The sequence below is a fragment of the Evansella halocellulosilytica genome (assembly GCF_002335745.1).
GTDB lineage: Bacteria > Bacillota > Bacilli > Bacillales > Salisediminibacteriaceae > Bacillus_CA > Bacillus_CA halocellulosilytica.
The window spans coordinates 4,385,410-4,402,197 of the sequence record NZ_NIST01000001.1 but is presented as its reverse complement, the minus strand read 5'-3'; the positions used below and the strand labels follow the sequence as shown (position 1 = coordinate 4,402,197).

General features: G+C 38.8%; 14 protein-coding genes and 1 other annotated feature (1 of these 15 only partly in view). Of the genes, 11 read left to right on the top strand and 3 right to left on the bottom strand.

Going from position 1 to position 16,788, the window contains the following annotated elements; translation table 11 throughout:
- Positions 1-105 (top strand) — a binding site (T-box leader) (it extends 190 nt beyond the left edge of the window).
- 242 nt (positions 106-347) lie between these two features.
- From CD001_RS20930 to CD001_RS20890, 9 genes are all read left to right on the top strand, one after another.
- Complete coding sequence (locus CD001_RS20930; RefSeq protein WP_096189574.1) at positions 348-2,996, top strand: valine--tRNA ligase; 2,649 nt, start codon at positions 348-350, stop codon at positions 2,994-2,996.
- A gap of 201 nt (positions 2,997-3,197) precedes the next feature.
- The gene (gene dat / locus CD001_RS20925; RefSeq protein ID WP_096189572.1) at positions 3,198-4,025 is read left to right on the top strand and encodes a D-amino-acid transaminase; all 828 of its coding nucleotides are present in this window, start codon (positions 3,198-3,200) and stop codon (positions 4,023-4,025) included.
- 64 nt (positions 4,026-4,089) lie between these two features.
- Positions 4,090-4,614 (top strand): histidine phosphatase family protein, encoded by a 525-nt coding sequence (locus CD001_RS20920; protein ID WP_096189571.1) that lies wholly within the window; start codon positions 4,090-4,092, stop codon positions 4,612-4,614.
- 165 nt (positions 4,615-4,779) lie between these two features.
- Entirely contained in the window at positions 4,780-5,088 is a 309-nt protein-coding gene (locus CD001_RS20915) for a lmo0954 family membrane protein (RefSeq protein ID WP_096189569.1), read from the top strand.
- A gap of 166 nt (positions 5,089-5,254) precedes the next feature.
- Positions 5,255-5,983, top strand: coding sequence for a cell wall-active antibiotics response protein LiaF (gene liaF / locus CD001_RS20910; protein ID WP_096189567.1), 729 nt, complete (start codon positions 5,255-5,257; stop codon positions 5,981-5,983).
- Positions 5,980-7,017, top strand: coding sequence for a sensor histidine kinase (locus CD001_RS20905; protein ID WP_096189566.1), 1,038 nt, complete (start codon positions 5,980-5,982; stop codon positions 7,015-7,017). The genes liaF and CD001_RS20905 overlap by 4 nt, the downstream gene beginning before the upstream one ends.
- Positions 7,014-7,649, top strand: a complete 636-nt coding sequence (locus CD001_RS20900; protein ID WP_096189564.1) for a response regulator transcription factor — start codon at positions 7,014-7,016, stop codon at positions 7,647-7,649. Before CD001_RS20905 ends, CD001_RS20900 begins: the two co-directional genes overlap by 4 nt.
- A 323-nt stretch (positions 7,650-7,972) precedes the next feature.
- Entirely contained in the window at positions 7,973-8,851 is an 879-nt protein-coding gene (locus tag CD001_RS20895) for a glycine betaine ABC transporter substrate-binding protein (RefSeq protein ID WP_096189563.1), read from the top strand.
- Between the two features lie 493 nt (positions 8,852-9,344).
- Complete coding sequence (locus CD001_RS20890) at positions 9,345-9,695, top strand: S-Ena type endospore appendage (RefSeq protein ID WP_179298843.1); 351 nt, start codon at positions 9,345-9,347, stop codon at positions 9,693-9,695.
- A gap of 174 nt (positions 9,696-9,869) precedes the next feature.
- On the opposite strand, the gene CD001_RS20885 is transcribed toward CD001_RS20890, so the two are convergent.
- From CD001_RS20885 to CD001_RS20875, 3 genes are all read right to left on the bottom strand, one after another.
- The gene (locus CD001_RS20885) at positions 9,870-10,757 is read right to left on the bottom strand and encodes a BMQ_0737 family morphogenetic spore coat protein (protein ID WP_096189559.1); all 888 of its coding nucleotides are present in this window, start codon (positions 10,755-10,757) and stop codon (positions 9,870-9,872) included.
- A gap of 137 nt (positions 10,758-10,894) precedes the next feature.
- Positions 10,895-11,746 (bottom strand): ATP-grasp domain-containing protein, encoded by an 852-nt coding sequence (locus CD001_RS20880; protein WP_096189558.1) that lies wholly within the window; start codon positions 11,744-11,746, stop codon positions 10,895-10,897.
- Positions 11,747-11,762: 16 nt separating this feature from the next.
- On the bottom strand, positions 11,763-12,743 hold the full coding sequence (locus CD001_RS20875; RefSeq protein WP_096189556.1) for an ATP-grasp domain-containing protein: 981 nt from the start codon (positions 12,741-12,743) through the stop codon (positions 11,763-11,765).
- 187 nt (positions 12,744-12,930) lie between these two features.
- Between CD001_RS20875 and CD001_RS20870 the strand changes: the two genes are divergently transcribed.
- Complete coding sequence (locus CD001_RS20870; RefSeq protein ID WP_096189555.1) at positions 12,931-14,223, top strand: bifunctional folylpolyglutamate synthase/dihydrofolate synthase; 1,293 nt, start codon at positions 12,931-12,933, stop codon at positions 14,221-14,223.
- A gap of 432 nt (positions 14,224-14,655) precedes the next feature.
- Positions 14,656-16,350, top strand: coding sequence for a sensor domain-containing diguanylate cyclase (locus CD001_RS20865; RefSeq protein ID WP_179298842.1), 1,695 nt, complete (start codon positions 14,656-14,658; stop codon positions 16,348-16,350).
- Positions 16,351-16,788: the final 438 nt, after the last annotated feature.

The following is a 16,788-nucleotide window of genomic DNA, read 5'->3' as shown; positions in this document are numbered from 1 at the left end:
GCCCCGTTAAGGTTTTGAGTGTACAGCTGCCATTTGATCTTTATAAATGATGTAGCTGTGAAAAAAGGTGGTACCGCGAGGAATTCAGCTCCCTTCGTCCTTTGACGAACGGGAGCTTTTTATATTCACATAAAAGTTCGATGGCCAAAAGTTCACAGACCTGGTACCTGACAATTTCAGGGATTGTATTGACATTTTTAACGGGATTGATCTAGCACCGATACAATGCTGAGCTAACTTTGTGAATGAAAATCAACAATAAAAGTGAATGAACTGGTTGATGAATCCAACATCCAAAAGCGACGCACAATCGCATCATTTACTTAACAATAGAAGGAGGAACGAAAATGACTGAACAAAACCAAGAAATAACGATGCCGCCGAAGTATGACCCGAAGGCAACAGAAGCAAAGTGGTACCCATATTGGGTAAATGGAAAGTTTTTCGAAGCAACAAGTGATGAAAGTAAAGAGCCTTATACAATTGTGATTCCACCACCGAACGTAACAGGGAGACTTCACCTCGGACACGCATGGGATACAACACTTCAAGATATCTTAATTCGGACAAAGCGAATGCAAGGTTATGATGCACTTTGGCTACCTGGAATGGACCATGCGGGAATTGCCACGCAAGCAAAGGTAGAAGGTAAATTACGAGAAGAAGGTGTCTCGCGTTATGACCTTGGCCGAGAAAAATTCCTTGAAATGTCATGGGAGTGGAAAGAAGAGTATGCAGATTTTATCCGTAACCAATGGGCAAAATTAGGACTATCGCTTGACTATTCTCGTGAACGTTTTACCCTTGATGACGGTCTTTCCGATGCGGTCAAAGAAGTGTTTGTCCGTCTTTATGAAGAAGGTCTCATTTATCGCGGCGAATATATTATTAACTGGGATCCGCAAACGAAGACAGCACTGTCAGACATTGAAGTTATTTACAAAGATGTCCAAGGTGCGTTCTACCATATGAAATATCCGCTAGCTGATGGCAGTGGACATATTGAAGTTGCGACAACGCGTCCTGAAACGATGCTCGGAGATACAGCTGTTGCGGTTCATCCAGACGATGACCGATACAAGCATTTAATTGGCAAAAAAGTGAAGCTGCCAATCGTAGGACGAGAAATTGACATCGTTGCTGACGATTATGTCGATATGGAATTTGGCTCTGGTGCAGTAAAAATCACCCCAGCCCATGATCCGAATGACTTTGAAATTGGGGACCGACACAAATTAGAGCGAGTTCTTGTAATGGATGAAGGCGGTAAAATGAACGAAAATGCTGGGAAATATGATGGCATGGACCGTTTTGAATGCCGAAAACAAATCGTTGCTGATCTAAAGCAGCAAGGAGTTCTCTTTAAAGTTGAAGATCATACTCACAGTGTCGGTCATTCTGAGCGTAGTGGTGCCGTAGTTGAGCCATACCTTTCTACACAATGGTTCGTTAAGATGGGACCTTTAGCTGAACAGGCGATTGAATTACAAAAAACAGAAAACAAAGTAAACTTTGTTCCAGACCGATTCGAAAAAACGTATATGCATTGGATTGAAAATATTCGCGACTGGTGTATTTCTCGTCAACTATGGTGGGGACACCGAATTCCAGCTTGGTATCATAAAGAGACAGGTGAACTGTACGTTGGACGTACCGAACCTGACGATATCGAGAACTGGGAACAAGATGAAGACGTACTCGATACATGGTTTAGTTCTGCATTATGGCCGTTTTCGACTATGGGATGGCCAAATGAAGAAGCTGCCGACTATAAGCGCTATTACTCAACGGATGTACTCGTTACTGGATACGACATTATTTATTTCTGGGTAGCCCGTATGATTTTTCAAGGGCTTCAGTTTACTAACGATCGTCCATTTAAAGACGTACTTATTCACGGACTAGTTCGTGACGCAGAAGGTCGTAAAATGAGTAAATCTCTTGGAAACGGTGTTGACCCGATGGATGTGATCGATAAATACGGTGCAGACGCTCTTCGCTTTTTCTTATCAACAGGAAGTTCACCAGGAAACGATCTTCGATTTTATTGGGAAAAAGTTGAGGCGAACTGGAACTTCGGGAATAAAATTTGGAACGCGTCACGCTTTGCATTAATGAACATGGATGGATTGAAATACGAAGAGATTGACTTAACCGGGAAAAAGTCAATTGCTGATAAGTGGATTCTTACGCGCCTGCAAGAAACGATTGACCACGTAACGAAATTTATCGATGCATACGAATTTGGTGAAGTAGGGCGAGCCCTCTATAACTTCATTTGGGATGACTTCTGTGACTGGTATATCGAAATGGCGAAACTTCCATTAAATGGGGAAGACGAAGAAGCGAAAAAGACGACACGATCAGTTTTAGCATATGTCCTTGATCAAACGATGCGTCTCTTGCATCCGTTCATGCCATTTATTACAGAAGAAGTGTGGCAGCACTTACCGCACGAAGGGGAATCAATTACGGTTGCCTCCTGGCCAGAAAAACAAACGTCTTTAATCGACCAGCAAGCGGTGAAAGATATGGATTTGCTAACAGAGATCATCCGTTCTGTTCGTAATACTCGTGCTGAATTAGATGTACCGATGAGTAAGGAAATTACGCTTTATATTAATGCTTACGACGAAGAACGTCTTCAGCAGTTAGAAAGAGGAAAGGCATACATTGAACGTTTCTGCCGCCCAAGTGAACTGAAAATGGAAACAGGCATGAAAGCTCCGGAAAAATCAATGAGCTCAGTTCTATCTGGTGTCGAATTATACTTGCCATTAGCTGGCCTTCTTGATCTTGATGCTGAAATTGCTCGACTTGAAGGAGAAGTAAAACGTCTTGACGATGAAGTAAACCGAGTTCAGAAAAAATTAAGCAACGAAGGCTTTGTAGCGAAAGCTCCAGAAAAAGTAGTAGCAGCTGAACGTGAAAAAGAAAAAGGTTATCTCGAGCAGCGTGAAAAAGTGAAGGCACGTATTGCTGAGCTGAAAAACTAATGAACTCCCCCGTAACAACAGAAGTCCATCGTTACGGGGGTTCTTTTCGTGTAAAAGGGTGTTCAATTATTGATTATTTCTTCCCACTTCAGTACTTTCTTTAAAAAGACATAAAAAAAGTGATGTTTTGTTTCGAATGAAACAAGCATCATATGTTATGCTTGAAAAAAACATTCATCATTCAGTTATGAGGTGTTCATTATGAAAGAAATTGGCTACTATCAAAACCGTTTTGTCGATATTAATGACAAAGTCGTACCGATTCAAGAGCGAGGTCATCAATTTGGTGACGGTATTTACGAGGTGATTCGAGTCTATGATGGTAATTTGTTTACGTTTGAGGAACATATAGACCGGCTCGAACAGAGTGCTGAGGCGATTGAACTTGATCTCCCATATTCAAAAGAAGAAATACATAATATCGTGCAAGAAGGACTCGATCGTTCCGGAATAAAAGAAGCAGAAATTTATATTCAAATTACTCGTGGTATTTATAATCGTCAACACCATTATCCAGACGGACCTGCTGTATTTTCGATGACGGTGCGCCATGCTAGAAAAATTGATGAATCTACGAAAGAACGTGGGATTGATACTATTGTTTTAGACGATGTACGCTGGTTAAATTGTTATATAAAGTCATTAAATCTATTACCGAATGTCATGGCAAAACAAGCAGCAATGAAACAAGGTTGTGCCGAAGCCATTCTGCACCGTGATGGAATCGTAACGGAAGGATCAAGCAGCAACGTATTTATCGTCAAATCTGGAACTGTTTATACGCACCCTGCCACGAACCGGATCTTAAACGGAATTACTAGGCAAAAAGTTATTGAAATTGCCGAAAAACTTAGGATTCCGGTTGAAAAAGTTCATTTTGACCTTGAGATGCTTCGCAGTGCAGAGGAAGTATTTATGACGAATACAAGTATGGAAATTATGCCCGTACGAAAAATCGATGAAATCGAGCTGTCAACGGATCGTCCGATCACAATGAAGCTAATAGAAGAGTTTCAAAAGCTCATATAGTCTAACTAAGCACAGAAAAAAATCTTCTATTCTGTGCTTTTTCGTGTAGAAGGGGAGAGGGAATTTGATTTATTTTGTACGTCACTGTGAAGCGGAAGGACAGGCTCCTGAAGCAGAATTAACGAAGCTCGGTGTTCAACAAGCTGAAACGTTAGCAGACTTTTTCGCAGACAAAAGAATAGATGGTATCATCTCTAGTCCATTTAAGAGGGCACAGCGCTCAGTTGCTCCTTTATCGCATAAGCTAGGCGTCACAATAGAAGTAGACGAACGGCTTTCTGAAAGGGTGTTAAGTCATAAAAACTTGCACGACTGGCTTGAAAAGTTGCGTGATAGTTTTAATGATGTTCATTTAAAGCTCGAAGGCGGAGAATCCAGTCTCGAAGCAGCAGAAAGAGGACTATCAGTCGTAAGGGAAATTGAAAAGAGAAGCGAGGAAAATATCGTCATCGTTACTCATGGAAATTTACTAGCGTTAATGATCAGGGAGTTTGATCGCAAGTTCGGCTTTACTGAATGGAAGAACTTATCAAATCCTGATGTTTATTGCTTACATCATGGCCGTGTGGAACGGTTGTGGACAAATTAAATAGAGAAAAGGTAAAATGTTGGCATCAACGTTTTTTTACTCGATAATCTTGATTTTGTTTTAAAATAAGCCTCTAGTCTTAGAGAAAATATTCCTCCAGAACATGATGAAAAATGTACATCTTCGATAAAATAATAAGTAAGATGAATAGAAGGAGGCAAATCCATGAGTAATTTCTTATTATTTGTCGGCGCACTCATTGCGCTAATCGTTTTACTTGCGAATTTAGGCCCGTTGATCGTACTAGCAATCAGCTTAGTTTTACTATATGTTGTTTTTATTCAATTCAGTAAAAGCCGTTCAACTGCAGGAAAAGTTGTCTGGATTGCAATTGGTTTAATCGTCTTCAGTATCGCGTTCACGAACAGTTATTCTTTATTTGGAATCGTAGCAGCGCTTGCCCTTTATCTCATCTATAAAAAATGGAGTGAGAATCGCGTCGTCTCAAAAAGCGACTCAACGATCAATCTATAGAATTCGTTGAGAACAATTATGTAAGGTAGAAAGGGCGCGGGTATCGCGTCCTTTTAGAACGTACACCTTTGTAACACAAGAACAGTAATGATTCAGAATCTGGGAAAAATCATTTTTAAAAGTGAGCATAACGTACGATTGTTAAGAACAAGAAAGGAGATTGCCGATGTTTCAACATATGCCAACACATACGTTTAACTGGATATTTATGATCGGCATCTTCCTTTTTGTTTTAGAACTTTTATTTTTTGACCCAGGACTTGCCTTTTCAGCTATTTTAATGATTTTACTTACTTATTTCGGAAAGAAATATTATCACAATATAACTGGGAAGATATTGTTTTGGTTCGGGATAGTTAGCCTCTTTGCGACGTTTTTAAGTTTGATGGCGGTCCGTTTTTTATTTATTGCCATCATTGTCATGTTTTTCATACACTATCACCGTTCGAAAAATAATCCAGAATGGATCAAACCGCAGTTTGATGAAACGAAGACAAAGCCTAAAGAGTCTGTCGTTCACATTGAACCACTGTTTAAAAACCGCTTTTTTGGTAAGCAAAAAACGAGTCATGCTCCGTATCAGTGGCGTGATATCAATATTCACGGCGGTATTGGTGACAAGGTTATTGACTTAAGTAATACTGTAATTCGAGAAGACGCAGTGATTTCAATTCGTCATGGATTCGGAAATATTAAGATTTACGTTCCGTATGAGGTTGAAGTGAAAATTGATCATAGTGCTGTCTTTGGCCGGGCGATGATTTTTCAAGAAAAGCATGATTCATTGTTTAATAAAACATTGTCATATCAAACCGAAAATTATACAGATGGTGAACCGCGAGTGAAAATTGTGACATCCATTCTATCCGGAGATATTGAGGTGAAGCGGATATGAATGTGATCGTAAAACAAATTGTTTACGGGGTCGTCAGCTTCATACTTTTTGCACTTCTTTTACTCGTACCGACGTTCTTCGTTTTTCCAATCGAACGTTGGGCGTTACTGCTCGAACACCGGATCTTCGATTTACCGTATTTGTATTTTCTTTTACTCGTCATTATTTTAAGTGGTGCAGCAACAGGACTCATATCTGGAGCTGCTTTTCGGAAAAAAATAAAGTGGATACAAGAACAATTAGATTCTGTAACACGCGGTGAGCAACTTGTTAACGATGACCAAGCGAAAGATTTGGTAGAGATCCAGCAGCAATTTTTCAATTTACAAGAAAAGATACATGAACAAACGAAGATGGCTCAACGCCTTGCAAGTGAACGGGCACACGAACGGGAAAAAAGCTTGCAGGAAGTTGTTTTGCAAGAACGTAATCGGCTTGCTAGGGAACTACACGATTCAGTCAGTCAGCAGCTGTTTGCTGCATCAATGATGATGTCGACGATTAACGAAATGAATCCTCCTAATGATGAAGGAATGAAAAAACAGCTTCAATTAGTTGGGAAAATGATTGAACAATCACAATTAGAAATGCGTGCCTTGCTTTTGCACCTCCGTCCGGCAGCGTTAAAAGGGAAGTCGCTTCATGAAGGGATAGAAGAATTACTGCTTGAATTACAGCAAAAAGTGCCGATTGAGATCGAGAAAAAAATAGAGGAGCTTTCATTAGAAAAAGGGATTGAGGATCATTTGTTTAGAGTCCTCCAAGAGTCTATATCAAACACGCTGCGCCATGCTCAAGCAAGTCATTTACATGTATTACTCGTAGAAAGGGACAATTACGTTATTATGAGGGTGACAGATGACGGCGTCGGTTTTAACGTAGAAGAAACAAAAGCGAACAGTTCATACGGATTAGAAAATATGCGGGAACGAGCAGAGGAAATAGGCGGAACCTTTAAAGTTGTTAGTGTAAAAAGTGAAGGGACACGCTTAGAAGTAAAGGTGCCCGTTTTACGAAGAGGTGAGGAAGAGTGATTAACGTATTGTTTGCAGATGATCATGAAATGGTTCGTATTGGTGTTTCGGCCTATTTATCTGCACAAAAGGATATTAATGTGATTGCTGAAGCGGATGATGGTAAAGAGGCTATTCAGTTAGCGATGGAACTGAAGCCTGATGTGATCTTAATGGATCTCGTTATGAAAGAAATGGATGGAATTGAAGCGACTCGACAGATTATTGAACAATGGCCTGAGGCGAAAATCATCATTGTGACGAGTTTTTTAGATGATGAAAAAGTATACCCAGCTCTTGAAGCAGGGGCTACGAGCTATATGTTAAAAACGTCGAAAGCTAATGAAATTGCCGAAGCGATAAGAGCGACTTATCAAGGTCAATCAATACTAGAGCCTGAAGTGACAGGGAAGATTATGACGAAAATGCGCCAAACGAACGTGCCGCTTTTACATGAGCAATTAACAGAACGGGAAATGGAAGTATTAAAGCTCATGGCTGAAGGAAAGTCTAATCAAGATATCGCAGACGAATTATATATTGCATTAAAAACGACTAAAGTACACGTTAGTAACATTTTAAGTAAACTAGAAGTTCATGATCGTACACAAGCTGTTATTTATGCTTTCAAGCATGATTTAGTCGAGAAATAAAGATGTGAATGGGTCAGCTTTATATATTGTTCCTTACTGAACGAAGGGTCCTGTTTATAATACGCTCTTCGTTTTTGGTATTTTTAACATATTCTTCATTTTCTTTTTCATTTCGTCGTATCGTTGTATTTTTAACGGACGTAAACCGAAGGGAATTGATTTAATTATCCGTATACTGAGTGTCAGTTACACTCATACGTAACGATGAAAGGTTAATGAGCATTATCTCGAAATCTGCACATTGTGAAGCGTTACGAAACAACGTATAATTCATAATCGGTTTTACCATAACGTACATATATGGAACAGAAAGGAAGTTTTTTATGTTTGGAAAAAAGCTGACGATGTCTGCGATTTTATCACTAGCGTTAGTCTTGACCGCTTGTGGTGGCAGCGAAGAAAATGGTAATGAAGGAGAAGTTGAAGAAAAAGGATCAATTGAAATTGGTTTCAACAATTGGGCTGAAAATATTGCGATAACGAATATGTGGAAGTTGATTCTTGAAGAAGAAGGTTACGATGTTGAAATAACAATGTCTGAAAAAGCCCCGATCTGGACTGGGATTGCTAGTGGTAGTATCGACTTATCTTTAGAAGTTTGGCTGCCTACTACCGATGAGCCATTTTATGAGGAACATGGCGATAATTTGGAAATGCACGAAGTTTGGTTTGAAGGAACAGGTTTAGGGTTAGTTGTTCCTGAATATGTTGACATTGACAGTATTGAACAGTTAAATGAGCGTGCAGACGAATTTGAAGATCGAATCGTAGGAATTGATGCAGGTGCGAGCTTAACACGTTTAACAGAAGAAGCTGTCGAAGATTATGAGCTTGAACTGGAGTTTTTAGTTAGTTCCGAACCGGCAATGATAACAGAGTTAGACAGTGCATACAATCAAGAAGAGCCTGTCGTTGTCACCCTTTGGAATCCACACTGGGCATTTTCTGATTACGACATTAAGTATCTTGAAGATCCTCAAGGCGTATATGGTGAACCTGAAGATATTTACTATATGTCTCGTTTAGGCTTTGAAGATGATTATCCAGAAGTTATCGAATGGTTAAACAATTGGATGATGGACGATGATTCTCTCGGAGCGCTTATGTCAGCTATTAATCAACTAGAAGATGAAGAAGCAGGTGCACAGCAGTGGATTGATGAAAACCGCGATATGGTAGATGAGTGGTTAGGAAACGAATAATGCTTTAGTTAAGAGGCTGTCCTAAAATACTTTTTGGACACCTCTTTTTTCTAAAACTACTTACAGATTTTCCGAACGGGGAAGCCCCATTCTTAAGCAATGGAGTTTCAAAATATAACCTGAATTCGCGATAACAGGTGTTGATATGCCATCCATCTACTCGCTTGCACCTCAGTCACAAGTGCGACATCCGTTCATGCATCACTTCGTTTGCATTTGCAGTGTCTTCTTTACCGCGTGCGAACCGTGAGCCTCCTCAACCTCCACTCCGTTTCGTGGTCTCGCCTGGCCACGCCCGCTGAAAGCGTCCGCCAGTAATGGATTCGAGTCCTTGCTCCACCAAGTTAAATTGAAAGATTTTTAAGATTCATATAAAGAATAAATTCATTCATCGCGGATTCAGGTATAAGTGACAACTACATTTTTTAGGAACATTTAGTGTTCGAATCATATAATATCGAAAGGTAAGTCAAGAACGATGAGGAGGAGGAAAATGGGGGAGGAGGATATCGACTTTTCTGATCCGTACAGCTTATTAGCAAGTGATGAGGTGTGCGGAAACTTCACTGTCACCTGCGGACAAACCGACGTTATCGTTTGGAATACATCAGACGTGACATCAGCAGGCACAGTATCGATTTATTACGGAAGTGGTTGTGCAGATGAATTAATTGTAACAGTAGTCGATTCAGAAGCAATTGCCGATACTTTTTTGGTTCCTTCTCAAAACACTCGATCAAGAACTTATGCCAATATTGTTGAAGTAAGAGTGTCTTGTCCTCCTGGAGGCAATCAAACCTCATGTCACGGAAGATATTCAATCGACCTTCATTATCTCGTATAAACTCGTAAAATTGAAGTACCTAAAAGAGTCTGACACAAACCTCCATGCGTAAATAACCACCAAAAGAATGTTTAATTGGTGGTATTATTATTATAAATGTCGGTCTCTTTTTTTCTTGAAAAAAAGAGTGCGGAAAGTCTGTCTGAAAGGGAGACAAAGAAGTTCGCACTCATATTATTGAGTCAAGAGACATGATTTGTTTTGGATATCATGACGAGGCAAACAACTGACAGCTTGCACTTCAAGATTAACTTTTCCAACTACTTGAATCTCCAGGAAAAACTGCATCGTGATCATGATTTTATGATCCTTTTCCTTGGTGTCTCGTTCACATGACAGTTGAGGTTCAGAAGACACGTTCGTGACACGACATTCGACGGAAGTACCATTAGGAGCACAAAGGAAGAAAGTCTCAACGAAGTGAAAAGGTACAGTGCATAAACAATGGATTTTGCCACGACAAATGACTTTAGTTGTTACGAAGCCCTTTTTCAATATATTTACCTTTCGGATAGATGACTTTTCATTATTTTGATAAAGCTCTTTCTTCTCTCTGTTTCCATTTTGTTGGATATCCTTACATTGAATAGATTCAATAGGATTTCCATCTTGATCTGAAAGGTAACTAACAAGTAGACAGTCTTCTTCAAAGAAAAAAACTTGACCTAATCGATAATGTAAATTCAAGCAATACTTGCCGGTACAAAAGTCAGAACCATTCTTACAGCGAACTTCTACTGATTGTAAATGTAATGACGTAATCGATCGAGACTGTCCGTGGAAAACGGAGAATACCTTCTCTCCATTTATCAATACTTCCATCTCGTCACAGCCTGTTAGATGAGAGATCGTTACAGACCCTGAGACAGCTAAATTTGAAGGGGATCTCCATAACAAAGCAGGTGTACCACACCTAATATTGATGTGACCCGATACATAATCTGACACAAGTTTTTTTCTGTCTTTGATTCGTTTCATGACTTGGAATTCAAGCGGCCGCATAACCCAATCATAAACCTTAGTAACTTGGACGCAATGGAGATTTTCATTGTTTAAGCTCATGACTAACGCTTCCTTTATAAGGTTTTCAACTATAATACGTTACGAAATTAGTTGTCGGAACTAGAAAAAAAGAGAAAGTATTAATTTAATGAATTCGTACATGAACGGGTTATACTGCTCGTAAAAAGACAATTGAGCTATGTTTGTTCAGCAACGTATTTCATAAACAATGCGGCAATATCGATTTCACTATTCATATATAGACTACGGCATCCGACGGCATCCTCCATCTCATTAAAGGTTAGCTTTCCATTTTCATCAAGCAAGAAATCGAGACCGACAAAATCAGGCTTAAGGTGATCAATTATTTTATTTATTAGTGACTTTTCGTCTTCGTTTAATTCATAGATTTTTGAAGAGCCTCCTAAAGAGATGTTTGCTCTTAGTTCAGAATCAAATGATTCTCGTAACACAGCACCAATGATTTGGTTGCCAATTACAAAAACTCTGACATCTTTGCCAGGTGCGCTTCCTACAGGCTGGACGATTAATTCGTCATGAAGAGATGAGGACACCTCTTTTAAGGCATCAGCTGAGTCGATGAGATGAACATCAGTCCCACCTCTTCCAAAAGGATTCTTTACAACAAACGGAAAATCGAGAGGCGGATGTTCTACTAATGTTTCTTTTGACGTATGAATCGTTGTTAACATCGGAATGTCAATTTTACTTAATGTACTATGAGTGAGCCGTTTATCGTTGGCGATTCGTGCAATCTTAGCTGAATTGAATGAGCGGATTTCCTTGGATTCAGCAATTTCGTTTATCCAATGAGAAACAGAGCGGTTAATAATAAAGGATGGAAAAAGACTTTCTTCAGATTCAAGAAAAAGGTTAGACTCTGCAACTTGAAGAGCCATCTCTTCATATGTAATAAGCATTAACGGTCTATCGACGTCATAGCTTGCCTTCATGAGTAAATCAATAAATACTTTGTTACGAGCAATATCCTCTTTTCGATAAATAAGCATGCCATGTTTTTTATTCATTGTTTCTCTTCCTTCTCTAGGATTCACGTTCGATTTCTTTCTTTATATACTTCACCATTGAGTAAGTAACATCTACTCCTGTGCACTCATAAATACTGCGTAAATGAGGGTTAGAATTAATTTCACAAAGAATTGGACCTTTTTCTCCTATAAGAAGATCTACCCCTGCAAAATCAGCTCCAACAGCACGGGCAGCTTTCAATGCTAACTCGATTTCTTCGTTTGTTGGCGTATACGGTTCTGTTTTTCCTCCTGCTGTCACATTTGCTCTAAAGTCATGTTGAGATGTTCTCATCATCGCTGTCACTACATCAGCACCAACGACGTTCAATCTGAGATCTTTCCCAAAACTATTGTCGATTGGTTGCTGACATATATATTCTTTCCCACCAAGCCGATGAACATGTTCCATAAAAGCTTCTTTCGTCTCTATCCAATATACTTGCTGTCCAAAGGAGCCATAAGCTTCTTTTAAAATAAACGGGAAACCTAATGCTTGAATCATTAATTGTACATGAGTTGTCTCGTTTACTGATAATCCTTCATATATTTTCGGTGCGATGAACGTTTTTGGAACTGGAATGGCCTCATTCGATAAGGCTACGTGCATGTAAGCTTTATTATCACATCGTTCAATCGAATCAGCACTGTTAAATAAACGTAAGCCAATCGCTTCTAATTGACGTGCTAAGTGCAAGTCTTTATCTGCAAAATGAATAAAGTCAGGTTTTGGTAAAGGATTACCACATTCAGACATGATGAGAGAATTCTTTTGAGAAAAAGAGCTTGCCGATTTGCTTATCTTTTCAGCAGCAACGTCTCCGACTGTTACTTTGCCAATCCCATCCTCAATTGTAACGATTAGGTGATTGTTTGCTATTGCATCAATCTTTACGTTCTCGTGTAAGGCAGATTGTTGAAACCATGTGACATAATCTAAAAATTTTTCTGAATTTAAATTTCCGTTATAAATAATCCAGCCGTAACTTTCTATCATAACACTTCTCCTTTCTGACACTCGGATAAATATGTTAAAGTGATAAAGACTTATATGTGTCAAAAAATGTGCGGGGTTATATCCCGCACAATTTTGTGAACTTCTAATCATACTGATAATGGCACGTATAAGTAAAAAAATCAATGAAAAGAGTACATAGTTAGATAGTTAGAAAGGATGGTTTTTTATGTTTCAAACGTATCAAGATGCAGTAAAGTATGTTGAGGGAAAAAAAGAAGCAGGCATTGTTTATGATATTGAGCGGATGAAGCTGCTCATGAAGCACCTTCGTCATCCAGAAAGGCGAGTTAAAACCATTCATGTTGCAGGTACGAATGGGAAAGGATCAACAGTCACATTTTTACAAAATATGCTTCAGGAATCATCATTTTTCGTAGGAACATTTATGACGCCAGCGTTTGGTGATCCAAAAAATCAAATATCCATTAACGGTGAACCGATGTCTGAAACTGATTTCCTTAATGGGATAAATGCTATTTATGACAAGGTCGTACAAGTTGAGGAAAAAGCGAATCAGCCTTTTAGTTTTTTTGAAGTGATGACAACGCTTGCGCTGTATTTTTTCTCGACTCAAAAGCCAGTAGATATGGCGATTATTGAAACAGGAATGGGCGGCAGAAAAGATGCAACGAATGTCATTACACCACTTGTTTCAATCATTACGAATATATCTTTTGATCACGAAGCTTACTTAGGTGAATCAATTGAAGACATTGCTGCAGAAAAAGCTGGAATTATTAAAAGTGGTGTTCCCGTTATGACAGCAGCACAAAGTCCAGCTCTTGATATTTTGAAACGAGAAGCGGCTAATAAAAAATCAACCGTTTACTCCCTCCATGAACGAATTAAACTCGATTCAAGGATTGTAGAAGGGAAGCAACTGTTGGACTATGAAGCACCTTATCGAACGATGAAAGATATAGAATTGGGGATGTTTGGAGATCATCAAGGAGAAAATGCAGCACTTTGTTTGATGACACTCGATTATTTAAAACAGTTTTATGCAGTGATCGTAGACGATGAGCAAATTAAACAAGGTTTAAAGCAGGCTGCTATTCGAGGCAGATTTGAACAAGTGAATGAATCTCCCGTTATTATTTTAGATACAGCTCATAATCCTGCTGCTGTTAAGGTCTCAGTAACAGCATTAATACAAAAATATCCCAATCATACTATCCATGTCCTTTTTGGTGCAATGGAAGATAAAAATGTTGTAGAAATGTTAACAATTTTAGATCGTGCTGCTATAAAACTGAATGTGACTACATTCGATTCAGAGCGTGCTAAAAAACTTGATACATATGAAACATTAAACAATGATCATATGCCATTGAATAATGTAAAAGACCTACGTCACTTTCTGCTTGAATGGAAAAATAAATCTTCAGCTGACGAAGTTTTATTCGTCGTTGGATCCCATCATTTCATCGGTGAAGTGATTAATCGGACTGATTTATAAACATTGTTCGGTGTAGTGAATACTCAATTCATTTTAAAAGTTGCAGGAATATACTCCTTTTTGGAGAATGTTAAGTCATTCAGCAATATCGTTTACTTTTGGGAAATATGAAGGGGATTTTTTTAAAAAGATAAAGAAGATATTAACAAAATTTGGACAATGTAGTAAAATAGTACTTGTATTTTTTATGAAGAATCTGAATTTTCGTATGAATTTCAGATTTATTATTCTTCACAATCGAGTCTAAGACTCCCCATAATCATTGTATGTGACGCAATACAACTCCAATACTGCTGCTAATTAAGGATCGTACGAAAATAGTGATACGATTGACATACTTCAAATGACTTTAGCAATGCTAGATTCAGAAATGATGATCACTTTTTTATTCCTACAGCTTGGGATTCTATGGATATCTGGGAGGAGAAGCGGATGCCAAAAGAAATGAAACAAGGAATATGGGCCATTTGGTTTGTTAGTCTTCCCATCATAATCTTCATATTTATTGAGCAGACGTATTCCACCTTTCTAGATCAAGGTCTAGCAATTTTAGTGTTTTTATTACTAAGTATTATTGCTGCATGTTTCCCTATACGAATTCACTATACAAATATCGTGCCTTTGCACGGCATATCTTTAGCTGTATTTTTACAATTCGGTTTACTCGTAGAAGTAATGGTTACCCAACTAGCGCTGATTACTACTTTAGTCAGTCTTAGACTTTCAAGGAGTGAATTGTACCGTCTTCCATTAAACTCCTTAATCTTCTTAACTGTATCGTTAGTTTCTGGAGCCGTGTTTTATTTACTTGGAGGAACGACTGGGAATTTTTCGGAATCATCATTAGTTGACAGTATCCTACCGGTATTAGCGTATGCATTTACATATTTCTTCTTAAACAATTGGCTCGTACACCTTGCAAGAAAATATTTAGCAAAGGTGAAAGAAGTGAAATTTTTTGATCGGGGGCTCGCTTGGGAGTCAATTTCAGCGATTCTTATTATTCCTGTCGGCTTGACACTGACAATCTTGTTTAATCAAATTGGGTATATGGCTATTTTGTTAATGGGGATCCCGTTTATTAGTCTTTCACTTATTTTAAAGTTGTACAACCAAAGTGAAACGACGAATAGCCTCCTTAAAAAGGTTAGTTCCTATGGGTATAAAACGAACGAAAATTTATCAGTACAAGAAATTATTGATTTGTTTATTAAAACAGTCACAACTATTTTTCCAGCAGATCAAGCGTTTTTGTATGACAGAATCAATGGAGAATTAAAACCGATTCAAGTATCCCACTCTCGTAATAGAAGTGAAATCCATTATAAAAATGGAGATGGGATCAGCAGGAAAGTATTACAGAGCGGGAATTCTGTTTCTTTCCAATCGAAAAAAGAATGGGAAAATCTTGATGAGGAAGGAATATTAAATAATGTCCAATCGATTATGTGTGCTCCAGCGATTCGTAATCAAAAAGTAGAAGGTGTCATTACAGTCGTCTCTGAGAAGAAAAGAGTGTTTGAGAAGAGCCACCTCATGATTCTTGAGATTATGGCGAGTTATTTAGCAGTCGCGGTACAGAATGCTCGAAACTATGAAAAGAAGAAACGTGAAAGTGAACGGTGTCATTTAACGAACCTTTACAATTTCCGATACTTTGAAAATCTATTACTAGAGAAATATGAACAAAATGAAGCTTCTGAAGACTTTACGATTATTTTACTAGATTTAGATCACTTCAAACGAGTTAATGATACGTACGGGCATCAAAGTGGAAATGATGTACTCACACAGGTTGCGGACGTGTTAGTGAAAACAGTAGGTGGCGTTGGAACAGTAGCAAGGTATGGAGGAGAAGAGTTTGTCATCTTGTTAGAGAATGCGAATTTAACATACGGTGAACAGATGGCAGAAGAGATACGAAGTTCGATAGAATCACATATATTTAACGTTAGTGATGATCTGAATAACCGAGAACGAAAGTCAGTTCGAATAACAGCTAGTATTGGTGTTGCTAGTAAAGCTGAGCCTGATGATTCAGCAATGGCTGTGCTGCGGAATGCAGATAGAGCGATGTATACAGGTGCTAAGCAGCAAGGCCGTAACAAAGTGGCTCAATTCGGTTAATGTACTTAGTAAAAAGCTGTAAGCAGAGTTTTATTTCGAAAACGGACTAGTTGAGCTAGTTCGTTTCTTTCATTTAGTGCGCCCAGCATGGGTGTAATCTATAGGGTGAAAGTCCCGAACCACGAAGGCAGAAGTAGTGGTTAGCCAAACGCAAGGGTGTCCATGGTGACGTGGAATCTGAAGGAAGCGAGCGGCAGACCTCCGGTCTGAGGAACACGAACTTCATATGAGGCTAGGTATCACTGGATGAGTTTGCTAAACAAAACAAAGTCCGTTCTGCCGAAGGTGGTACAGAGTAAATGAAGCAGATAGGTGGAGGGAAAGATTGCACTCTTACCTGGGGAGGCCTGGCTGTAACGCCAAGCTCACTTGGTAACCTATTTAGTGATAAATAGCTGAACAGTCAGGAGTCAGCAGAGGCCATAGTACTTTGAATGA